Raw genomic sequence first — 21,256 nt, 5'->3', positions numbered from 1 at the left:
GGAAAAGGGTTTGCCCGGCGATCGGGGAGGCTGCGAGGCTCGTCGGATGACGGTGGCCCGAGTCGATCTGCTGACCCGCCAACTCGATATGACCTGGTCGCTGTTCGAGTACTACCTGCGGGAACTCGACGACTCCGCCTGCCTCTGGGAGCCGGCGCCGGAGTGCTGGACCGTGCGTCCCGACGGCGGGGGGAACTGGGTGGCCGACTGGGAGGCGCCGGAGCCCGACCCCGCCCCGGCCACCTCGATCGGCTGGCTGACCTGGCACATCGGCTACTGGTGGACGACCACCCTCGCCCACTGCTTCGGGCCCGGCACGCCCACGCGCGAGGAGATCACCTGGCCGGGCGGCGCCGTGGCCGCCGGTGACTGGCTGCGCGGACTGAGGGACGAGTGGCGCGCGGCGCTGCTCCCGCTCACCGACGCCGATCTCGACTCCACCGAGCGGACCGCGGGGCTGCCCTGGGGTGAGGGACTGCCCCTGGTCGACGTGGCGAGCTGGGCCAACTTCGAACTGGCCAAGAACGTCGCGGAGATCGGCCTGACCCAGCGCTTCCACGCGGCACGCACCGGCTGACCTGTCCGGCTGCGCACCTTTCCACCCGCCTCCTCGTGTCAGCGGAACGGTCGAACGGGCTTCCGGCGGTGCGCACCCCGCACCGTCGGAAACCTTTTCTTCTGAGCGACAGATCTTTTGACGGATCATGAGGAAGTTTCACAGATTCGTTCCGAACCTCTGGACAGTCCCCACGCGGCGCCCTAATGTCTCGGCCCACCGGACAAGTGTTTCGTCGCGGTAACACCGCAGCCGCCCGGCGTTCCGTCGAACGCCCCTCATCGCACGAGTCTTTTCACGTCTCTCCCCCCACGGCCGGGTCAGCCCCTGTCTGACCCGTCCCGAGGCGCTGCGCGTCCGTCGTCCCGGCGGTCGCACGCTCGCACTGTGCAGCACCCCCGTCGATGTACGGGGTCACGGCCGCGCGCCCGGCGCGTCCGTCACCGCAGCGGAAGGGAAACGACATGAAGGTACGTACGTTCATCGCCACGGCCTCGCTGGTGGCCTCCGGAGGGCTCGTCGCCTTCGCCGGCTCCGCACAGGCCGCTCTCTACACCACCTGTGTCGGGGACGGCGGCGCCGTCACCGTCAACGGCGACCTGGTCGTCCCGGCGGGCAAGTCGTGCACCCTGACCGGAACGAAGGTCAAGGGCACGGTGACCGTCGAGGACGGCGCCGACCTCGTCGCCGCCGGAGCCACCTTCAACGGGGCCGTCAATGTGGGCGGGAACGCCTACCTCGACCTCACCGACACCACCGTCAAGGGCGCGCTGACCACCCGCGCCGCCTTCGGCACCCACCTCCAGGACAGCACCGTCAAGGCCGGCATCACCGCCACCGAGGGCTTCGTGTACGCCGTCGACTCCGCCCTCGGAGGGACCGTCAGAGCCGAGTCCGGCGAGCTGTACGTGTCGGGCTCCACCCTCGGCGGAGCCCTGACCGGGGACCGGAACCAGTACACCGACGTGTACGACACCACCGTCAAGGGCGCCCTCACGGTCAGCGGGAACACCCTCGGCGGTGTCCTCTGCGCCAGTGAGGTCCAGGGCGACACCGTGTACAAGAACAACGCCGACGCCCTCCAGCTCGGCGGCGAGGGGCTGCTCGGCTCCTGCCGCGGCGCCACCTACCTCGGCGGCGACCTCGCGGTCACCGGCAACACCGCCAACGCCGTACTCGACAACACGATCGTCCGGGGCGCGCTGACCGCCACCGGGAACACGCCCGCGCTCAAGGTCGGCGACCTGGCCCGGGTCCGTGGTGGAATCACCGGCGAGACCGCCCCGGCGACCTCGTCCGCCCGCGCCGCCAAGGTGGCCCCGCGGGACCGCGGCAACGAACTCGCCGGGAAGGCGGCGGAGCGCGCGGCCGAGGCACGGGCCGACGCCCACGCGGCGGGCGACTCCCGGCTGAAGTGAGCCCCGGCGGCTCATGACGGCACGTCGCCCGGCGCCCCGCCCGTACGTACGCCGCCGGGCGGGCCGCCCGGTACGTACGCCGCCCGGCGGACTCGTCCGGTACGTACGCCGCCGGCCGCCCGCCGGTACACAGACCTCGCCCCGAACACACCTCGCCCGGTACGCCCCCCGCACCGCCTCCCCGTCCACACCGCCACCTCCCCGTGACGGACACCCCCCCGCCCCTCCCTCAGGAGTGACCATGGGCCATTCGCGCAAGTCCTTCGACCGCAGGGACTTCCTGCGGGCCACCGCCGGCACCACCGTGGCGCTCGCCGCCGCCTCCGTCGTCACCGGGGCAGCGGCCGGCTCCGCCACCGCCGCCCCGAGCACCGCCACCACCAGCGGGCTCACCATCCCCAAGGACCGCATCGGCATCCAGCTCTACAGCATCCGCGACAAGGTCGCCTCCCTCGGCTTCGCCGTCGTCTTCGCGGAGCTGTCCCGGATCGGCTACCGCGAGGTCGAGTTCGCCGGATACACCCAGGACACCGCCATCCTGGGCCGGCAGATCACCCTCCCCGAGATCCGGCGGCTGCTCGACGACAACGGGCTGCGCGCCGTGGGCAGCCATGTCGGCATCGGCAATCTCCGCACGAACCTCAAGGCCGAGCTGGACGCCGCGCAGATCCTCGGCATGCCGCACGTCGGGACGGCCAACGCGCCCTCGAACCTCAACACCGTCGCGGGCTACCGCGCCGCCGCCGACGAGTTCAACGTCTGGGGCGCGGAGGCCACGGCCCGCGGTCTCAAGCTCTACCAGCACAACCACGCGGGCGAGTTCGCCTTCGCCACGGACCAGCCCTCCGTACGGCTCTACGACGTCTTCCTCAAGAACACCGATCCGCGCCATGTGTACCTGGAGCTGGACATCTACTGGGCGTACGTGGGCCAGTACCGCTTCCCGGGGTTCGATCCGGCCGCGTACGTCCGTAACCAGCCCTACCGCTACCCGCTGTTCCACATGAAGGACGGCGACGCCAACCCGTCCAACGTCAACGGCTTCGACATCGTCGAGTTCGGCGCCGGGGACCTGCCGTACGAGCGGTTCATCCGCGACATCGGCCCGCGCGCCGCCCACATCGGCATCTGGGAGCAGGACACGGCCCCCAACACCCAGCCCAACCCGCCGGGTTCGCTCGGCGCCGCGGCACGCAGCTTCGCGGCGATCGACCAGCTCCTGCGCTGAGACCCCAGCCGCCGACGACCGAGGAGACGCATTTACCGTGCACCGTTCCCTGAGACGTCTGATGGCAGGGGTCCTGCTCACGGCCCTGCCCACGCTGGGGCTGGTGGGGCTCGCCCCCGCCGCCCAGGCGCACGAGAACCATGAACACGCCCTGGACTGGGCGAACTACGAGAAAGTCACGTTGACCAAGGACACCGGCGAGCCGATCGACCTCGCCGTGCTGCCCGACAGCCGGGTACTGCACACCGCCCGCAACGGCGATCTGCGGCTCACCGACCCCGGCAGCGGGGTGACCAAGGTCGTCAACCACATCAACGTGTACCAGAACTCCGAGATGGGGCTCCAGACCGTCACCCTCGACCCGGACTTCGCCACCAACCAGTGGGTCTACCTCTACTACTCCCCGCCGCTCAGCACCCCGGCGGGCTCCGCCCCGCTCCAGCTCCCCGCCGGGCAGACCGACGCGTACTGGAAGCAGTGGGAGGGGTACGACACCCTCACCCGGTTCAAGTGGACCGGCGACAAGCTGGACCTGTCCACCGCCCAGGAGATCATCCGCGTCGACGTCAACCGCGGCCAGTGCTGCCACGTCGCCGGTGACGTGGACTTCGACGCCGACGGCAACCTCTACCTCTCCACCGGCGGAAACACACCGGCGTCGGGACCCAACGTCAACGGGTACACACCGATCAACGACGCGGCCGGCTACAACCCCGGCCTCGACGAACGCCGCGGCGCCGGCAGCACCAACGACCTGCGGGGCAAGATCCTGCGGATCGACGTGAAGGACGACGGGAGCTACACCGTCCCCGAAGGCAACCTCTTCGCCGCCGGCACCCCGAAGACCCGCCCCGAGATCTTCGTGATGGGTCTGCGCAACCCCTTCCGGATGACGGTGGACCGGGCGACCGGCGCCGTGATGTGGGGCGACTACGGCCCCGACGCGGGCACCGCCGACCCGAACCGCGGTCCCATGGGATACGTCGAGTGGCAGACCACCACCAAGCCCATGAACGGCGGCTGGCCGTACTGCACCGGTGACAACACCCACCCCTACCGGGACTTCGACTTCGCCACCCTCACCCCGGGAGCGGCCTTCGACTGCGCCGCACCCGTCAACGACTCGCGCTGGAACACCGGCGCGACCGTACTGCCGCCGTCCACCCCGGCCACCCTCTGGTACGGGGACAAGGACACCGACCAGCCCTGGCCCGAACTGACCGCGTTCCGCGGCCCCGGTGGCCCCGGCGGCCAGGCCCCGATGGCCGGACCGGTCTACCACTACGACGCGGACAACCCGGCCCCGGGCAAGTTCCCCGCGTACTGGGACGGCAAGGCGTTCTTCGGGGAGTTCTCCCAGGACTACGTCGCCGCCTTCACCCTCGAAGGACCCGACGGCCCCGTCAGCAAGCTGGAGAACGTCCTCCCCAACAGCGAGCGGTCCGCGAACGGCATCCCGCCCTGGGACAACCCGATGGACCTGGAGTTCGGCCCCGACGGCGCGCTCTACGTCCTCGACTACGGTGACGGCTTCTTCCGCCAGAACCCCGACGCCGGCCTCTACCGGATCGACTACGCCGAGGGCAACAAGGCACCCACCGCCGTGATCAAGGCCGATGTCACCTCGGGACAGGCCCCCCTCACGGTCAACTTCAGCGCCACCGGCTCCAGCGACCCGGAGAACGGCGCCCTCACCTACCAGTGGGACCTGGACGGCGACGGCACCTTCGACGCCACCGGGCCCACGGCGAGCAGGACCTACCCGGACAACGGCCAGTTCCAGGCCCGCCTGAAGGTCACCGACCCGCAGGGCAAGACCGGACTGACGAGCCGGCAGATCACCGTCGGCAACACGGCACCGACCGTCAAGATCACCTCACCGCCGGACGGCGGCTTCTTCAGCTGGGGCGACGCCGTGCCGTACGGCATCTCCGTCGACGACCCGGAGGACGGCGCCACCCCCGACTGCGCCAAGGCCGCCTGGACCTTCGGCCTCGGACACAACCAGCACGGCCACCCGGTCAACAGCGGAACCGGCTGCGCGGGCGCCGTCGTCACACCGACCGACGCCGGACACGGTGACACCGAGAACGTCTTCGGCGTCCTCGGCATCACCTACACCGACAAGGGCGCGAACGGTGTCCCGCCCGCCACCGGGGACGCCCAGGTGATCCTCAACCCGGCCGTCATGCAGGCCGAGCACTACGACTCCGCGGACGGGGTCACCGTCACCGACGACACCACCGCGTCCGGACAGCGCAAGGTCACCTCCTTCGACGCGGGGGACTGGATCGCGTACGACCCGGTCTCCTTCGCCGGCATCAACGGGGTGCGCACCCGCGCATCCGGCGCCGGAACGCTGGAACTGCGCTGGAACGCCGCCGACGCCGCGCCGTTCGCCAAGGTGTCCGTACCGGCGGGCGAGGGCTGGCAGACCGTCGACACCCCGCTGCCGAACGCCCCTTCGGGCAGCGGAGAGCTCTACGTCACCACCTCCGGCGGTGTCGACCTCGACTCCCTGACCTTCCAGGGTGCCGGTGTCGCCGACAAGACCCCGCCGAAGGCCGCCGCCACCCTCGATCCGCCCCGGCCGAACGGTGCGGGCGGCTGGTACACGAGCAACGTGTCGCTGAGCGTCACCGCCACCGACAACGGCACGGTCAGCAGCCGCCAGTACTCGGTCGACGGCGGTACGACCTGGCTGTCGGCGAACGCCGCCGTCACCCTGTCGGCGGAGGGCACCACCACCGTCCGCTACCGGGCCACCGACAGCGGCGGCAACGTCTCCGAGACCGGCAGCCTGACCGTACGCATCGACCGCACCGCACCCGCGGTCACCGTCACCGGCCTCGACGCCGACGGCGTGTACGGGGACTCCCAGCGCCCCAAGCCCGTGGTCACCACCGCCGACCCGGTCTCGGGCGTGGCCACGGCGACCACCACCCTGGACGGCGCGGCGATCACCCCGGGCCTGCCGCTCGACCTGTGGCGGCTGCCGCTCGGCGGCCATGAGCTGACGGTGAAGGCCGTGGACCGGGCCGGCAACACCACGACGAAGACGGTGCGCTTCACCACCCGCGCCTCCTTCGACGACCTCGCCGCGCTGCTCCCGCGCCTGACCGCCGAGAAGCTCGTCACCGCCCAGGGTCAGCAGCGGCTGACCGTCCGGCTCGACCAGGCGCGCGCCCACGCCGACGCGGGCAGGCTCAGCCAGGCCCGCGCCGTCCTGGACTCCTTCGCCACCACGGCCGGCGACACCGCGCTGGTGCCGAACGCGGCGGCGGGCGCGGCCCTCGCCCGCGACGCGCGGGCCGTGAAGGGAGGACTGACCGGCTGACAGCCGACGAGCACGGAAGAGCTGCCCCGCCCCGGCGGGGCAGCTCTGTGCGGGTTTCGTCAAGATGTACGCAACTTCTGCCTCGTTGTGGAAAAGTGACGGTCGGAGGAAGTGAGCCTGTGAGCATTCGGTACCGCGTTCTGTCCCTTCTGCGGGACAACGGCCCACTGTCCCGCGCCCAGCTGGCGGGCCGGCTGGAGGTGCCGCGACCACGGCTCCTCGCCGAACTCGACCGGATGCTCGCCGCCGGCACGGTCCTGGAAGCGGGCCCGGCCGCCTCGCGCGGCGGCCGCCGCTCCACCCTCGTCCAGCTCGACCCCGGACTCCGGTTCGCCGCCGTGGACCTGGGGGCCAGCTCGCTCGACATCGAGATCACCGACGGCGAACTCGAACCCGTGGCCTCCTACTCCGAGGCCGCCGACATCCGCTCGGGGCCCGTCGCCGTACTGAACCGGATCAGCGAACTCCTCCACAACCTGGCCGCCCAGGGCCACTGCACCCGGCTCGACGCCATCGGCATCGGCCTGCCAGGACCGGTCAGCTTCCGGGAGGGCGTCCCCGTCTCCCCGCCGATCATGGTGGGCTGGAACCGTTTCCCCGTACGCGACACCCTCGCCCGCGAGCACGGTTGCCCCGTGGTCGTCGACAACGACGTCAACGTGATGGCCCTCGGGGAGCAGCACAGCGGGGTCGCCCGGTCCGTCGAGCATCTGCTCTTCGTCAAGATCGGCAGCGGTATCGGCTCCGGCATGCAGCACCACGGCCGTATCTACCGGGGCGCCGAAGGATGCGCGGGCGACATCGGCCACATCCAGGTCGAGGCGGGCGGGCCCGTCTGCACCTGCGGCAACACCGGTTGCCTGGAGGCGTACTTCGGCGGGGTCGCCCTCGCCAGGGACGCCACCGAGGCCGCCCGCTCCGGGGAATCCCCGGCCCTCGCCGAACGGCTCGCGGCCCGGGGCACACTGACCGCCGTCGACGTCGCGGAGTGCGCCGTCGGCGGCGACAGCGCCTGCGTCCACCTCATCAGGGCCGGCGGCCACCGGGTCGGACAGGTCCTCGCCACCCTGGTCAGCTTCATGAACCCGTCGATGATCGTGATCGGCGGCGGGCTCTCCGGACTCGGCTTCCTCTTACTGGCGGAGATCCGCAGCGTCGTCTACCAGCGCTCACTGCCGCTGGCCACCGGCAACCTGCCGATCGTCATGTCCGAACTCGGCCCGCGGGCCGGGGTCGTCGGCGCGGCGCTCCTGGCGAGCGAACTCGCGTACGGCGAGGACGAGGAGTCCTGAGCACGGCGCCGACGGCGCGGAGGGACGGCGCTCGGCGGGTACGTCGGGACGGAGTTCCGGCGGAAGAGACCGGACGGCCTCACTCCGGCCGTCCTTTGTCCTGGCCGTTCCGGCCCTGGCCGTCCTGTCCCGGCCGTCCCGTCCCGGCCGATCGGCCGACGGGAATGGCCGATCGGCCCGTGGAGATGACCGGTCGGCCGACGCGCCGATACGGGAGCCGGGCCTAGCGTCGGTGGTCCAGGGCCGGCCACCGGCCACCGCACCCGAGGGGACCTCTCCGATGACAGAGCAGCAGAAGCCCGTCACACCCGCAGCACCCGCCGACGCCGCCCGGACCACGGAGTTCGAGGCCGACGCCGTCGACCTGCTGGTGGAGACCGCGCACGAGGCCACCACGTGCGAGAGCCGGACCGCCGGCACCGAGCACCTGGTGCACATGCTCGTCATGGGCGACTCGCCGGCCGGCGGGGCGATCGCCCCCGGCATGCGCCAGGCCGGGGGGCTCGGCGGCATCATCCAGGCCCTCACCTTCCCCGACAGCAAGCGGCCCTGGGTGCACGACGACACGGCCACCGCCCCCGACCCCCTCCCGGCCCACCCCGGCGACGAGGCCGAGGCCGATGCCGTGTGGCGCGAGGCCACCTGGCGCGCCGCCCACAAGAAGACACGGCGCGGCGCCCCCGAGGCGGACGCCCTCCCGCCCGAGCCGTCCGGGGCGCTGCGCGCCTGTCTCCTGCGCGCCCTGCGGCTGGCCCGCCAGGAAGGAACGCCGAGCGTCCGTTGCCGGCACATCGCCCGCGCCCTGCTGCAACTCCCGGACAGCCGGGCGCTGGAGGCCATGACGCTGCAACGGATCGACAGGGCCGCCGCGTCCGTCGCGCTCGACACCCTGGACGCGGGCGCCGCCACGGATCCGGACTTCCCGGAGCCTCCGAGCGTCAGGGGTATGCGCGGCGCGGGCGTGCTGGGCGAGGGCGGCGGGCTCGCCCGCGTCCTCATGTCCTGGATGTTCCGCAGCGGCCCGGACGGCGACGGAATGGTCACCTCGGTGTTCCTGGAGGCCGAACGCCAGGCCGTACGGCGCGGACACGGCGTGGTCGAGCCGGTGGACCTGCTGCTGGCCGTCGTGGCGCTGGACCGGGCGCTCACCCTCACCGGCCGCTCGTTCCCGGAGGCAACCGCCGCCGTCAACGAGGCCGCGGCCCTGCTCCGTACGTACGGCGCCCGGCCGGCCGCCCTGGTCCGCGCGGCGAGGGCGGGCGTCTCCGACCCGGTCCCCGGCCCCTTCCCCGCCTCCACCGATCTGCCGCGCTCGCGCGCCGCCGAACGCGCCCAGTCCGTCGCCCAGCTCATGGCGGCCGAGCGCGGCTCCGCCACGGTCGGAACCGTCCATCTCCTGGCCGCCCTGCTCATCGACGACGAGGGGGAGACCGGACGGCTGCTGCGCGCGGAGGGCGTCGACGTGACCGCGCTGAAGGACCGGCTGACCCCGAGCCCCGGCGCGTGAGGACGGGAACCCGCCGTCCCCCGGCCGGTCCGGCGGGCGTTACGGTCCCGGGGACAAGCACGACGAGGAACGAGGCAAGGGTGCCGGTGACACGGATACGGGAGCGGGCGCGGCGGGCCGCGCGGAAGACGCGGGCGACCGCCCGGCGCGAGGTGGTGGAGTGCGCGGCGGCCCTCCGCGCGGCCCCCCGCCGTACGGTCGTCACCGAGGCGCTGGCCTGCGTCCTGGTCGCCGCCCTCGCGCTGATCCCCCTCACCTTCCTGCCCGAGGAACTGTCCGAGGAACGGCCGGTCCTCGCCGCCCTGGAGGGGCTGTGGACGGTCGTCCTGGTGCTCGGGCGCCGCCGCCACCCCGTGCTCGCCGTGCTCGCCACGGCGCCGCTGCTCATCGGCTCCAGCGTGTGGATCCTGGTCGCGGTGCCCCTGATCGTGGTGTCCGCCACCCGCCGTGTCACCTCGCGCCGCGCCTGGCAGACCGTGGGCGCGGCCGGCGCGCTGGCCGCCGTCCTGGCCGTGGCGGACGGTCTGCTGACCGGCGGCCGGATGACCGGCGACCCGATGGCCGAATCCCTGACATGGCTCCAGATCCTCGCGGGCGACGTGGTCTCCCTGGTGCTGCTGATGGCCCTCCCCACCCTGGCCGGGACCCTGCTCGGGCAGCGCCGACCGCTCGTCAGCCTGCTGCGGGAGCGCAACGCCTATCTGGAGCAGGCCCGTTCACTGACCGCCGTGGCGGCGCGGATGGAGGAGCGGAACCGGATCGCGGGGGAGATGCACGATCTGCTCGGTCACAAACTGAGCCTGATCTCGGTGCACGCGGGCGCGCTGGAGATGGCCGCGGCCCGGCAGGCGCCACCGCTGGCCGGGCAGGCCGAACTGCTGCGTACCACCGCCGGTACGGCGATGGAGGAACTGCGCGAGATCCTGGGCGTGTTGCGCCGGCAGGAGCTCCAGGACCCCTCCGCGGACCCCGGGAGCAGCCGGGGCACCCGCGACGACATCACCGCCCTCGTGGCCGAGTCGGGACAGGCGGGCATGGCCGTCACGCTCGACTGGTCGGGACCCGACACCACGGACGCGGCCCCGCAGACCCGTCAGGCGGTGCACCGGGTGGTGCGCGAATCGCTGACCAACGCGCTCAAGCACGCGTCCGGCGCGCCCACCCGGGTGGAGGTCCGCCACGCCGACGGCCGGATCGCGGTCTCCGTCACCAACGAGCGGCCCCGGGTGGCCCGTCGGCCGCAGCCGGGGAACCGCAGCGGTCTGGTCGGCCTGGACGAGCGGATCTCGCTGCTCGGCGGCTCGTTCGGCGCGGGCCCCGCCGCGTTCGGCGGGTTCCGCGTCGAGGCCCTGCTGCCCGTACACCCCGAACCGTCCACGCAGCCGGACCCGTTCGCGTACCGGGAGCCGTCCGCGCACCCGGCGCGGCCCGCGCGCCCGGGGAAGAGAGCGCGAGGGACCGCCGGAGGGACGACGCACGAGGCCGCCGGGGCGTACCCCCCGCTCTCGACCGCGGTGCTGACCTGGCCGCGGGTGCTGGGCGCCGGTTGCGCGGCGGCCTTCGTCATCCTCCCCACCGTGGCCTTCCTCGTGATTCTGCTGGTGATGGCGGTCGTAAGATGAGGCGATGATCCGAGTCCTCATCGCCGACGACGAGACCCTGATGCGTGCCGGCATCCGGCTGATCCTGGAGAACGCGGAGGACATCGAGGTGACCGCCGAGGCCGCCGACGGCCGCGCGGCGGTCACCGCGTGCCGGGGCCAGGACATCGACGTGGCGCTGCTGGACATCCAGATGCCGGGCACGGACGGCATCACCGCCGCCGAGGAGATCGCCCGGACCTCGCCCCGTACCCACGTGGTGATGCTGACGGCCTTCGGCGAGGAGCGGAGCGTCACCCGGGCCCTGCGCGTCGGCGCGACGGGCTTCCTGCTCAAGGACACGGGCCCGACCGAGCTGATCCGTTCGGTACGGCTCGCCGCGAGCGGCGAGCCCGTGCTGGCGCCCCGGATCACCCGGCAGCTTCTGGAACGGCACGTACGCTCAGGACACGAGACCGAGACCGCCCTGCGCAGGACCGACGCGTTGACCGCGGCCGAGCGCGACGTTCTGCGGCTGCTCGGCACGGGCCTGTCGAACGCCGAGATCGCCGACCGGCTCCATCTGAGCGCGAGCACGGTCAAGGCGCACATCAGCCGCATCCTGACCCGCACCGGCTGCGCCAACCGCGTCCAGGCCGCCGTCCTGGCCCACGACGCCGGCCTCCTCGCCGACGGCTGACGTAGCGCCCCGGCGCTCCGTCACTGTCCACCGGCGCGTCGCCGACCGCCGTGACTGTCAGTGGCGTCTCGTACGGTCCTCGTATGGGAGTGACCTCAGCCTGGGCCATCAGCGCCCACGACGACGCGTTCATCGCGCACCTGGCCCCGCGCTTGCTGCCCCTGATCGAGGCGGCGGCCGCCGACCCGTCGGCCCGGGGGCGCTGGCGGCGCTGGCAGGAGAACCCGCTGCCCGACCACCGGACATGGCGGCGCGCGCACGGCGGCGGGGGCCCCGAGGCCGATGCCGTGCACTCGTTCCACGAACTGACCTCCGTCGGGGAGCACCTGGCCGACCTGTACGGGGGCGCCCCGGGTGAGGAGGGGTTCTGGCTGGTCGAGGACGTATGGGAGCGGGCCGAGGACCCGGAACGCATGTTCCTCTCGATCCATACGAAGGAGTACGCGGTCTCCGCCCTCTTCCACGCCATCGGCCCGCGCCGGGCCGCCCTGTTGCCCGGCTGGTGCGGCAACTTCCTGCTCTCCTCCGCGGAGGTCCAGGAGGCGCTGCCCCGTGTGGAGCGCGCGCTGACCTTCACCCCCGGGGAACGCGCTGTGGCGGAGAGGCGGATATGGCTGGACCACCGGCCCGGCGAGAGGGGCGAGGAGAGTCTGCTCGACGGCCCGCTGCGGCAGTTGCGCCAAGCGGCGGAAGCCGGGCTCGGGGTCTGCGGGGTCGCCGTCCATATTTACTGACGGTGTCCCGACCCGCGCGGGAAGAGCAGGGGCGAGGTCACTGAACGTCTAAGCTCTGGGCCAAGGCTTCAGTTTGGGACGGGACCGGTACCGGTACGCGCGCCCCGGCGTCGCGCCGGGCACCGTACCTGGGAGGAGCGAAGATGGCACCGCAGAACTCTCCAGAAGATCGTTTCAACACCGGGGAGGCGCATTCCGCGCGGGTGTACGACTACATCCTGGGTGGCAAGGACAACTACCAGGTCGACCAGGAGGCCGGCGACTCGATGTGCCGGGAGTGGCCCGCGCTCCCCGTCCACATGCGGGCCAACCGCGAGTTCATGCACCGCGCCGCCCGGTACCTGGCCGAGGAGAAGGGCATCAGGCAGTTCCTGGACATCGGTACGGGTCTGCCCACCCAGCCCAACATGCACGAGGTCGTGCAGAAGGCCGCCCCCGACTCCAGGGTGGTCTACGTCGACAACGACCCGATCGTCCTCGCGCACGCCCGCGCCCTGCTGACCAGCGCTCCCGAGGGCCGTACGGCCTACATCGACGCCGACATGCGGGACCCCGAGGCGATCATCGGCTCGGCCCAGTTCCAGGAGCTGCTGGACCTGCGGGAGCCCGTCGGTCTCATGATCATCGGGATTCTCCACTTCATTCTGAAGGACGACGACGACCACGGCCTGGTCCAGCGGCTGCTCGACCCGCTGCCGTCCGGCAGCTATCTGGCGATGACCATCGGCACCGCCGACTTCGCCCCGGTGGAGGTCGGACACGTGGCCGAGGAGTATGCGAAGCGCGGCATGCCCATGCAGCTCCGTACGCTGCCCGAGGCCACGGCGTTCTTCGACGGTCTGGAGCTGATCGAGCCGGGCGTGGCCCAGGTCCACAAGTGGCGTCCGGACGTCGGTCAGGAGGTCGTGGAAGACCGCGACATCGCGATGTACGGTGCCATCGCCCGCAAGGCATAGTGCCCTCGGGAAGGTTTGAGACGCACCGGTCGGGTAATCATTACAGGTCGGGGCGCTGGCCTGGTGGGTCGTGCCCGTGGGCTCCGAAGTAGAGTTCACCGCCGGACGATTGACGACTGGAAGACCTGACAGACCATGAACGTGTCATCGAACCCCCCGATCTATGACCAGCTCCTGCGGGAGCACGGCGACGTCGTCACCGAAGCTCGCGAGGCGGCCCACCAGACGACCCGGCAGGCGGAACACGTGCTGGACTGGAGCGGGCTGCACCGGCGGTTCCCCACCGAGTCGGCGCGCACCGACTGACCGCCGCCACCACCGGGCCGCCACCGCGCCGCCAAGACCGGGCCGCCCGACCGGGGCGGACGCGTCACCACCGAGCCGCCCCGTGCCACCGCGCGGGGCGGCTCGGTCGCGTCCCGCTCCCAGGCCCCCCGGCGCTCCCCGGAGTACTGTGAAGAGATCGAGGGTATGTCGCCGTCGGCCGCTTCGCCGAGGGCGTTCTCGATGAAGGACGAGGTCGGAGGCGCGGCCTCCGGGAGGCGTGGTCGACATGATCGCGGCAGCGACGTATGTCCGTGGCAGATGACTTCTCGCAGAGCCCGGTCGGGGCCATCGGCAGAGTCACCGTCCCGATCCCCGCGGACGGGCCCGGTGAGGTGCTGGTGGCCGTACGGGGCGGCTCCGAGGCCTACGCGGCCTGGGCGTACCGCCCGATCGGCCGGGACCTCCGCGTGATCGTCGTCGAGGCGATCTCGGCGCGCTCGGTGGTCGTGGAACCCCTCCCCTCCTGAAGGCCGTACTCCACCACGAGGAAGCGGTACCGAGCGGTACCCGGCAAACAGCGAGCAGTACCGGCGTCCACACGCGGTACGACAGGAGCACACCATGCTGTTCTGGCATGTCCCCGCGCCCAACGAGGCGATGCTCATCTCCGGATCCAAACGGCAGGCGCAGGACACTCAGTTCCGGATCGTCACGGGACACGGCAGTTTCGTGATGCCGGTCAAGCACAAGGTACGGATGCTCTCCCTGGCGCTCCGCGAGGCGGAGATCGTCGAGGACTGCGTCACCCAGCAGGGAATCCGTCTCAACGTCCGTGCCGTGGCCGTGTTCAAGGTCGGCGACGACACGGTGTCGATCGCCAACGCGGCCCGGCGCTTCCTGGCGGAACAGGACCGGATGGAAGAGCTGGTGGGCCGGATCTTCGCCGGTCACCTCCGCTCCATCATCGGCGGACTGACGGTGGAACAGATCATCCGGGAGCGCGACCGGGTCGCCCAGGAGGTCAAACAGGGCAGCCACAGCGAGATGGAGAAGCTCGGCATCGTCGTGGACGCGCTCCAGATCCAGGAGATCGACGACGCCACCGGCTACATCGAGAACCTGGCCGCCCCGCACGCGGCGGCCGTCGCCGGCCAGGCGCGGATCGCCCAGGCCAAGTCGGACCAGGAGGCGAGCGAGCGCGAGCAGCAGGCCGCCGCGCTGAAGGCCGAGTACGAACGGGACACCGCGATCAAGCGGGCGGGCTTCCACGCCGAGACGGAGCAGGTCAACGCCCGTGCCGCGCAGGCGGGACCGCTGGCCGAGGCACGGTCCTCCCAGGAGACCATCGAACAGCGGACGGCCCTGGCGCAGCGGCAGGCCGATCTGGCCGCGCAGCGGCTGGAGGCCGAGGTACGGCGCCCCGCCGACGCCGAGGCGTACCGTCAGCGCACCCTGGCGGAGGCCGCCAGGGACCGGGTGAAGTTCGAGGCGGACGCGTCCGCGTACAGCGCGCGCACGCTCGCCCAGGCCGAGGCCGACGCGAACTCCGCGCGCGCCGAGTCCCTGAAGGACGGCAACCAGGAGCTCATCGCCGCCAACCGCACGGTCGAGAACCTGCCGACGCTGACCGACGCGGCGGCCCGGGGCATGGCGGGCGCCCACCTGACCGTGCTGAACGGCACCGGCGGCGTCAACGACGTGGCGGCCGGACTGGTCGGACAGGGCATGGCCATCCTCAACTCGCTGAAGAGCGCGTCCGACACGTCGAGCGCGTCCGACACGGCGGGCGCGTCCGGCGCGGCCGAGGACGGCGGCGAGACCAAGGCCCCGAGCGGGAACGTGAACGGGAAGCCCACGCTCCGGGGCGACCGGAACGCGGCGTGAGGAGCGCCCGAGGAGGGCCTGCGGTGACAGGCCTCTGACCTGTGTGGTGCGGCGTGGCACGTACGGTGCCGCGCCGCACCGGTCAGAGGCCCGCCCGTCGGCCCTCGTCGGCCGGCTCCGCCGCTTCGGCGAGCCGCTTGACGGCGGCGAGCCGTGCGTCCCAGTCGGCCGCGACCCGGTCCATCCAGCGCGCGGTGACGTTGAGCCGGTCCGGCCGCACCGCGTACCGCGCCTCGCGGCCCTCCCGGTACCCGGTGACCAGACCGGCCCGGTCCAGGACGGCGAGGTGTTTGACGATGGCCTGACGGCTGACCGGCAGCTCGCCGGCCAGCACCGTCGCGGTCGACTCGCCGTGCGCGGCCAGGGCGTCGAGTATCCGGCGCCGGGTCGGGTCCGCCAGCGCGGACAGCACCTCCGCCACCGTGTCCTGCCCGGCGCCGGAGCCGGGGGCGGTCTGCCCGGTCTCCCCGCCGGCGGAGTCCGTCGTCATGCGCCGAGCCGCTCCGCGTAATCCCTGATGACGCCGACCATGTCCGTCCAGCCTGCCGTGTGGCTCTCCTTGGAGGCGGTGTCCCGCCGCTCCTCGGGGATCACGATATCGGCGAAGCCGGTCTCCACCACCCGCAGCCTGGTCCCCTCGCCCTCGGGCGTGAGCGTGAACTCCACCAGCGTGGAGTTCCCCGCGTCGGGCAGCTCGCCGGGGTACGCGCTCGCCCAGCGGTACGAGAAGTGGTGCGGCGGATCGACCTTCACGATGGTCGTACGGAACTGGCCGAACCGGCCGTGGTCCAGGAGCATGATGCCGCCGGGCCGCAGATCGACGGGCGTCGGCTCACCCTGCCCGAACCACGAGCCGACGTGTTCCGGTTCGGTGAGGACCGCCCAGACGCGCTGCGGGGGTGCCGCGATGGAGACCTCGCGTTCGATGCGGTCGTCGGATGTGGACATGAGGAACCTCCCGAGAGGAATCGGCTCTGACGTGCAACTCAAGAGTTGCACTCGTTGCCGCGTTGTGCAACCGGGAGGTTGCGCGATATCGGTGAGCCCCAGATGCCGGGCCCCAGACGTCGTGGACGGGCCCCGGGCGCTGGACGGCCCGCGGACGCTGGGTGGAGCCCGGACGCTGGACGGGGCCCGGACGCCGTCAGTGGCCGCGTGCCGCCGCCATGCCGATCGTCACCAGCCCCAGGACCACCCACCCGAACCACAGCCAGCCGTTGCTGCCGAGTGCCGCGGTGTACCCCGTGACCACCACCAGCGCGCCGACGGTCACCACACCCATCGTCTTCGTGGATCCGGACATGTACGTCCTCCTCCAGGCCGGGGCCATGACGCCCATCGTCGCCCGGGGACCCCGGTTCGCGCTACCGTCCCCGGGCCTGGAGCGCGGCCAGGTAGGCGTTGTACTCCGCCAGCTCCTTGTCGCCGTCCCGGTCCGCGGCCCGGTCGGAGCGCCTCGCCTGCCGTTGCTCCGAGTGGTACCACTGGTAGACCAGCGCGACCAGGACCAGTACGGACGGGATCTCGCTGAACGCCCAGGCGATGCCGCCGGCCGCGTTCTGGTCGGTGAGGGCGTCGATCCCGAGCGAGGCCGACGGGTTCTCGTACGCCCTGACCATCGGCTCGCTCGCCATCATCAGCGCGATCCCGAAGAACGCGTGGAACGGCATCCCGGCGAACAGTTCCAGCATCCGCATCACATAGCCGGGCCGGTGCGGCCCCGGGTCGATCCCCATGATCGGCCAGAAGAAGACCAGCCCGACCGCGAGGAAGTGCACCATCATCGCGATGTGCCCCGGCCTGGACCCCATCAGGAAGTCGAAGAGGGGGGTGAAGTAGAGCCCGTACAGGCTCGCGATGAAGAGCGGGATGGTGAACGCGGGGTGCGTGACGATCCGTACGTAGCGGCTGTGCAGCAGCGCCAGCAGCAGCTCGCGCGGGCCCTTCCGGCTCTTTCCGTCGCTGTCACGGCCCGCGACCGGCAGGGCGCGCAGCGCCAGGGTCACCGGGGCGCCGAGCAGCAGCAGGATCGGCGAGACCATGCTGATCACCATGTGCTGGACCATGTGCACGCTGAACATGACCATGCCGTAGTCGTTCAGTTTGGTGCACATCACCAGCGCGATGGTGAGCACACCGAGTACGAAGGCGACGCTGCGCCCGATGCCCCAGCCGTCGCCGCGCCGCCGCAGCCGGACGACGCCCCAGCCGTACAGGGCGAGCGCGAGCAGGCAGCCGGTCAGGAAGAAGAGGTCGGGGGAGTACTCAAGCCCTCGTCCCAGCGTGAACGGCGGCAGATCCATGGTCATGCCGTGCCCGCTGTGATCCATCCGTGCGCTCCCGGTGCTTCCCGTGGCGGGGACGACGGCGTCCACCGCGCCCGCCGTCCACCGGCGATGGTCCTCCCACCGGTGGTCCGCTTGACCGCACCAGCCTAGAACCGCCCCCGGCCGCCCTCGCGACCGGGGGCGGCCCTGTCCCGTACCGGAGGCGGGGGAGGAGCCGGGAGGCGGCTCAGAGCACGCACTCCGCCTCGGCGTACCGCTCCGGCGGCACCGTCTTGAGCGTCTCCACGGCCTCGCCCAGCGGCACCATCACGATGTCCGTGCCGCGCAGCGCCGTCAGCATGCCGAACTCGGCGCGGTGCGCCGCCTCGACGGCGTGCCAGCCGAACCGGGTCGCCAGCACCCTGTCGTACGCGGTGGGCGTGCCACCGCGCTGCACGTGCCCGAGTATGACCGCCCTGGCCTCCTTGCCGAGGCGCTCCTCCAGCTCGATCGAGAGCTGCCGGGCGACGCCCGCGAAGCGCTCGTGGCCGTAGATGTCCTTGCTGCCGGCTTCGAACTCCATCGAGCCCTCGCGCGGCTTCGCGCCCTCGGCGACCACGACGATCGCGAACCGCTTGCCCGCCGAGAACCGCTTGCCGACCAACTCGGTCAGCTCACCGATGTCGAAGGGACGCTCGGGCACGACGATGGCGTGCGCGCCCGCCGCCATGCCGGAGTGCAGTGCGATCCAGCCGGTGTGCCGGCCCATGACCTCGACGATCAGCACGCGCTGGTGCGACTCCGCGGTCGTCTTGAGCCGGTCCAGCGCCTCGGTGGCGACCCCGACGGCCGTGTCGAAACCGAAGGTCACGTCGGTCGATGCGATGTCGTTGTCGATGGTCTTCGGTACGCCGACGATCGGCAGCCCGGCCTCGGAGAGCAGATGGGCCGCCTTGAGCGTGCCCTCACCGCCGATCGGGATGATCGCGTCCAGTCCCAGATCGGCGACATGGCCCCTGGCCCGCTCCACCCCGTCACGCAGATGCGCGGGCTGCACCCGGGACGAGCCGAGTACGGTGCCGCCCCGGGCCAGGATGCCGGCCACCGCGTCGAGGTCGAGCTTGCGGTAGTCGCACTCCAGGAGGCCCTTCCAGCCGTCGTGGAAGCCGATCACCTCGTCGCCGTGGTCGACGACGGCACGGTGCACGACGGACCTGATCACGGCGTTGAGGCCGGGGCAGTCGCCGCCTGAGGTGAGCACACCAATTCGCATAGCCCGGATTACCTTTGCAACGTGGGGCCGACGGCCGGACACCGTTGTCAGGCCAGATCCTCGCCAGCCTACCGGCGGGCGCCGGGGAGACCGAAACCCCGTGTCCGCCTGCTGGACAGGCGGACACGGGGTTCCGGTCCCGGTCCCGGCACCGGCCGGGGCGCCGCTCAGGCGGGCTGGGTCGCCGAGGCGACGCGCTCGGCGCGCAGCGCCTCGTACCACCGGTCGTCCGTCGGCGGCAGCGCGTTCACGTCGAGGGCCAGCTTCAGCAGCAGGTCGGCGATCTGCGGGTTGCGCGCCATCACCGGGCCGTGCATGTACGTACCGAAGACGGTGTCGTTGTACGCGCCCTCCGTGCCGTCGCCCGTGCCGTTGCCCCGGCCGAGCTGGACCCGCGCGAACGGCCGGGCCGCCGGTCCGAGATGCGTGATGCCCTGGTGGTTCTCGAAACCGGTGAGCTGCGGCAGGTTCAGCCGCGGATCGATGTCCGCCAGTACGTCGCCGACGCACCGCGCGCCCTCGCCGCGGGTCGAGACCACGTCGAGCAGCCCGAGACCGGCCTCCCGCTCGCCCAGGTCGTTGACGAACTCGTGCCCCAGGATCTGGTAACCGGCGCAGACCGAGAACACGATGGCGCCGTTGGAGACGGCCCGGCTGAGCCCGCCGTCGCGGCGCAGCCGCTCCGCCGCCAGCCGCTGGGGCCGGTCCTCGCCGCCGCCGATCAGATAGATGTCGCCGGAGGTCGGCACCGGCTGGTCGCTGCGGACGTCCACCCGCGTGACACCGAGGCCGCGCTGGCGCGCCCTGCGCTCCACCACGAGAGCGTTGCCCTGGTCACCGTAGGTGCTCAGCAGGTCCGGGTAGATCCACACCAGCCGGAGGCTGTTGTCGCTCATTCTGGCTCGTCCTTCCGGGTTCCGGGGAGTCATGTATCCCGACATGGCTTCAGTTGCCCACCCGTCTGCGCAGATCCTGGAACGACGTGTAATTGGCGATCGCCTCGATACGGCCGGGCGGTGCCATCCGCACGGCCTCGTCGGGCGTCTCGCAGACCCGGAAGTCCAGGCCCGCGACCTCCAGACGTACGGCGAGGTCCAGCTTGCGGTCGCCGATCACGAAGATCGGGTGGCCCGCGAGCCGGGTGTAGTCCACGTCCCACAGCCACGAGGTGTCCGTACCGTCGGCGCCACGGGCGTTGACGGCGAGGATGACCGGGGTGGGCGGCGGGTCGATGAGGGAGAACGTCTCCAGCCAGCCCGCCGGGTTCTTGGCGAGCAGCAGCCGCAGGTCGCGGCCGAGGAAGCTGACCACGTCGTACCGGCCGGCGACGGCCTGCACCTGGTACATCCGCTCCAGGGCCACCTGCGGCGGCACCCCGAAGGTCGCCGCGACGGCGGCGGACGTCGCCGCGTTCGCCTTGTTGGCGCGCCCCGGGAGCTGGAGGTGGATCGGCCAGGCGGAGCCGTGCGGGTCGAGTACGTGGTCGCCGTGGAGCGCCCAGCTCGGCGGCGGCCTGCGGAAGCCGCACTCGCCGCAGAACCAGTCGTCGCCGGGGCGCTGCATCACACCGCCGCAGGAGGGGCACGACCAGGCGTCGTCCTTCCACTCCTGGCCCGCCGCCACCCAGACCACGTTGGGCGAGGAGGAGGCGGCCCAGACGATCAGCGGGTCGTCCGCGTTGGCGATGACGACGGCCTTCGTGCCGGCCAGTCCCTCCCGCCACTTCTCGGCGAGCATGCGGGTCTCCGCGGCGCGGTCGAGCTGGTCGCGGGAGAGGTTGAGCAGCGCGATCGCCTTGGGCGTGGTGTCCCTGGCGACCCCGGCGAGATACTTCTCGTCGACCTCGATCACGCCGAACCGGGCGTCGGAGCCACCGGCCAGGGCCGAGGTGATACCGGCCGGCATGTTGGCGCCGAGCGCGTTCGACACCACGGGCCCGGCGGCCCGCAGCGCCTCGGCGATCAGCCGCGTGGTCGTGGTCTTCCCGTTGGTCGCCGACACGAGGATGACGTCCAGATGCTGCGCCAGCCGCCCCAGCAGATCCGGGTCGAGCCGGAGCGCCACCTTCCCGCCGATCACCGATCCGCTGCCGCGGCCTGCGGCGCGCGACACCGCCGCCGCGGCTTTGCCCGCCGTCACGGCCAGCTTGGCCCGCGGCGTCAGCGGGTCCGTGTTGCCTGACATCGCCTTGATCCTCCTTGCGTCGGTCCGTGGGCCAGCCTATCGAGATCCGGCCAGGGCCCCGAACCGCGGCACC

20 protein-coding genes are annotated in these 21,256 nt (G+C 72.0%); 13 read left to right on the top strand and 7 right to left on the bottom strand.

Annotation, left to right across the window (positions count from 1 at the left end):
- Window positions 1-46: 46 nt before the first annotated feature.
- The 13 genes from ACFXPL_RS04030 (at window position 47) to ACFXPL_RS03970 (ending at window position 15,459) form a co-directional block, all read left to right on the top strand.
- A complete protein-coding gene (locus ACFXPL_RS04030) occupies window positions 47-577 on the top strand; it encodes a DinB family protein (protein ID WP_384912069.1) in 531 nt (176 codons plus the stop codon).
- A gap of 443 nt (window positions 578-1,020) precedes the next feature.
- Window positions 1,021-1,974, top strand: coding sequence for a hypothetical protein (locus ACFXPL_RS04025; protein WP_384912066.1), 954 nt, complete (start codon window positions 1,021-1,023; stop codon window positions 1,972-1,974).
- Between the two features lie 241 nt (window positions 1,975-2,215).
- Window positions 2,216-3,202, top strand: coding sequence for a sugar phosphate isomerase/epimerase family protein (locus tag ACFXPL_RS04020; RefSeq protein ID WP_384912063.1), 987 nt, complete (start codon window positions 2,216-2,218; stop codon window positions 3,200-3,202).
- Window positions 3,203-3,239: 37 nt separating this feature from the next.
- Window positions 3,240-6,539: a PQQ-dependent sugar dehydrogenase gene (locus ACFXPL_RS04015; RefSeq protein ID WP_384912060.1), complete on the top strand. Its 3,300-nt coding sequence runs from the start codon at window positions 3,240-3,242 to the stop codon at window positions 6,537-6,539.
- Between the two features lie 119 nt (window positions 6,540-6,658).
- Window positions 6,659-7,831: an ROK family protein gene (locus tag ACFXPL_RS04010; protein ID WP_384912056.1), complete on the top strand. Its 1,173-nt coding sequence runs from the start codon at window positions 6,659-6,661 to the stop codon at window positions 7,829-7,831.
- Window positions 7,832-8,111: 280 nt separating this feature from the next.
- Window positions 8,112-9,338, top strand: a complete 1,227-nt coding sequence (locus tag ACFXPL_RS04005; RefSeq protein WP_384912053.1) for a Clp protease N-terminal domain-containing protein — start codon at window positions 8,112-8,114, stop codon at window positions 9,336-9,338.
- 80 nt (window positions 9,339-9,418) lie between these two features.
- On the top strand, window positions 9,419-10,960 hold the full coding sequence (locus ACFXPL_RS04000) for a sensor histidine kinase (RefSeq protein ID WP_384912050.1): 1,542 nt from the start codon (window positions 9,419-9,421) through the stop codon (window positions 10,958-10,960).
- 4 nt (window positions 10,961-10,964) lie between these two features.
- On the top strand, window positions 10,965-11,618 hold the full coding sequence (locus tag ACFXPL_RS03995; RefSeq protein WP_384912047.1) for a response regulator: 654 nt from the start codon (window positions 10,965-10,967) through the stop codon (window positions 11,616-11,618).
- A gap of 83 nt (window positions 11,619-11,701) precedes the next feature.
- Window positions 11,702-12,352: a hypothetical protein gene (locus ACFXPL_RS03990; protein ID WP_384912044.1), complete on the top strand. Its 651-nt coding sequence runs from the start codon at window positions 11,702-11,704 to the stop codon at window positions 12,350-12,352.
- A 143-nt stretch (window positions 12,353-12,495) separates the two neighbouring features.
- Window positions 12,496-13,308 (top strand): SAM-dependent methyltransferase, encoded by an 813-nt coding sequence (locus ACFXPL_RS03985; protein ID WP_384912042.1) that lies wholly within the window; start codon window positions 12,496-12,498, stop codon window positions 13,306-13,308.
- A gap of 141 nt (window positions 13,309-13,449) precedes the next feature.
- A complete protein-coding gene (locus ACFXPL_RS03980) occupies window positions 13,450-13,614 on the top strand; it encodes a hypothetical protein (protein ID WP_384912040.1) in 165 nt (54 codons plus the stop codon).
- Between the two features lie 266 nt (window positions 13,615-13,880).
- Window positions 13,881-14,102 carry a hypothetical protein gene (locus ACFXPL_RS03975; RefSeq protein ID WP_384912038.1) on the top strand — a complete coding sequence of 74 codons (222 nt, stop codon included), beginning with the start codon at window positions 13,881-13,883 and terminating at the stop codon, window positions 14,100-14,102.
- A gap of 94 nt (window positions 14,103-14,196) precedes the next feature.
- Complete coding sequence (locus ACFXPL_RS03970; protein WP_384912035.1) at window positions 14,197-15,459, top strand: SPFH domain-containing protein; 1,263 nt, start codon at window positions 14,197-14,199, stop codon at window positions 15,457-15,459.
- 82 nt (window positions 15,460-15,541) lie between these two features.
- On the opposite strand, the gene ACFXPL_RS03965 is transcribed toward ACFXPL_RS03970, so the two are convergent.
- The 7 genes from ACFXPL_RS03965 to ACFXPL_RS03935 all read right to left on the bottom strand — a co-directional run bounded on the left by ACFXPL_RS03965 (window position 15,542) and on the right by ACFXPL_RS03935 (window position 21,183).
- The gene (locus ACFXPL_RS03965; RefSeq protein WP_384912419.1) at window positions 15,542-15,880 is read right to left on the bottom strand and encodes an ArsR/SmtB family transcription factor; all 339 of its coding nucleotides are present in this window, start codon (window positions 15,878-15,880) and stop codon (window positions 15,542-15,544) included.
- Window positions 15,881-15,945: 65 nt separating this feature from the next.
- Window positions 15,946-16,407 carry an SRPBCC family protein gene (locus ACFXPL_RS03960; protein ID WP_384912032.1) on the bottom strand — a complete coding sequence of 154 codons (462 nt, stop codon included), beginning with the start codon at window positions 16,405-16,407 and terminating at the stop codon, window positions 15,946-15,948.
- Between the two features lie 196 nt (window positions 16,408-16,603).
- Window positions 16,604-16,762: a hypothetical protein gene (locus ACFXPL_RS03955; RefSeq protein ID WP_384912028.1), complete on the bottom strand. Its 159-nt coding sequence runs from the start codon at window positions 16,760-16,762 to the stop codon at window positions 16,604-16,606.
- 61 nt (window positions 16,763-16,823) lie between these two features.
- Window positions 16,824-17,789, bottom strand: a complete 966-nt coding sequence (locus ACFXPL_RS03950) for a cytochrome c oxidase assembly protein (RefSeq protein ID WP_384912025.1) — start codon at window positions 17,787-17,789, stop codon at window positions 16,824-16,826.
- A 184-nt stretch (window positions 17,790-17,973) separates the two neighbouring features.
- The gene (locus tag ACFXPL_RS03945) at window positions 17,974-18,999 is read right to left on the bottom strand and encodes a 6-phosphofructokinase (RefSeq protein WP_384912023.1); all 1,026 of its coding nucleotides are present in this window, start codon (window positions 18,997-18,999) and stop codon (window positions 17,974-17,976) included.
- Window positions 19,000-19,166: 167 nt separating this feature from the next.
- Entirely contained in the window at window positions 19,167-19,895 is a 729-nt protein-coding gene (locus tag ACFXPL_RS03940) for a type 1 glutamine amidotransferase (RefSeq protein ID WP_384912020.1), read from the bottom strand.
- A 49-nt stretch (window positions 19,896-19,944) separates the two neighbouring features.
- Window positions 19,945-21,183 (bottom strand): MurT ligase domain-containing protein, encoded by a 1,239-nt coding sequence (locus ACFXPL_RS03935; RefSeq protein ID WP_329825446.1) that lies wholly within the window; start codon window positions 21,181-21,183, stop codon window positions 19,945-19,947.
- Window positions 21,184-21,256 lie beyond the last annotated feature (73 nt).

The organism is Streptomyces sp. NPDC059092, from assembly GCF_042756365.1.
GTDB lineage: Bacteria > Actinomycetota > Actinomycetes > Streptomycetales > Streptomycetaceae > Streptomyces.
Note: the sequence above shows the minus strand (reverse complement) of the source record. Positions and strands in the feature narration are given on the sequence as shown.

Coding starts and splice junctions, on each gene's coding strand:
- ACFXPL_RS03975 (WP_384912038.1), top strand. CDS start 13,881: ATGTCCGTGGCAGATGACTTCTCGCAGAGCCCGGTCGGGGCCATCGGC.
- ACFXPL_RS03945 (WP_384912023.1), bottom strand. CDS start 18,999: ATGCGAATTGGTGTGCTCACCTCAGGCGGCGACTGCCCCGGCCTCAAC.
- ACFXPL_RS04020 (WP_384912063.1), top strand. CDS start 2,216: ATGGGCCATTCGCGCAAGTCCTTCGACCGCAGGGACTTCCTGCGGGCC.
- ACFXPL_RS04005 (WP_384912053.1), top strand. CDS start 8,112: ATGACAGAGCAGCAGAAGCCCGTCACACCCGCAGCACCCGCCGACGCC.
- ACFXPL_RS04025 (WP_384912066.1), top strand. CDS start 1,021: ATGAAGGTACGTACGTTCATCGCCACGGCCTCGCTGGTGGCCTCCGGA.
- ACFXPL_RS03935 (WP_329825446.1), bottom strand. CDS start 21,183: ATGTCAGGCAACACGGACCCGCTGACGCCGCGGGCCAAGCTGGCCGTG.
- ACFXPL_RS03950 (WP_384912025.1), bottom strand. CDS start 17,789: ATGGATCACAGCGGGCACGGCATGACCATGGATCTGCCGCCGTTCACG.
- ACFXPL_RS03955 (WP_384912028.1), bottom strand. CDS start 16,762: ATGTCCGGATCCACGAAGACGATGGGTGTGGTGACCGTCGGCGCGCTG.
- ACFXPL_RS03995 (WP_384912047.1), top strand. CDS start 10,965: ATGATCCGAGTCCTCATCGCCGACGACGAGACCCTGATGCGTGCCGGC.
- ACFXPL_RS03970 (WP_384912035.1), top strand. CDS start 14,197: ATGCTGTTCTGGCATGTCCCCGCGCCCAACGAGGCGATGCTCATCTCC.
- ACFXPL_RS03960 (WP_384912032.1), bottom strand. CDS start 16,407: ATGTCCACATCCGACGACCGCATCGAACGCGAGGTCTCCATCGCGGCA.
- ACFXPL_RS03990 (WP_384912044.1), top strand. CDS start 11,702: ATGGGAGTGACCTCAGCCTGGGCCATCAGCGCCCACGACGACGCGTTC.
- ACFXPL_RS03985 (WP_384912042.1), top strand. CDS start 12,496: ATGGCACCGCAGAACTCTCCAGAAGATCGTTTCAACACCGGGGAGGCG.
- ACFXPL_RS03940 (WP_384912020.1), bottom strand. CDS start 19,895: ATGAGCGACAACAGCCTCCGGCTGGTGTGGATCTACCCGGACCTGCTG.
- ACFXPL_RS04030 (WP_384912069.1), top strand. CDS start 47: ATGACGGTGGCCCGAGTCGATCTGCTGACCCGCCAACTCGATATGACC.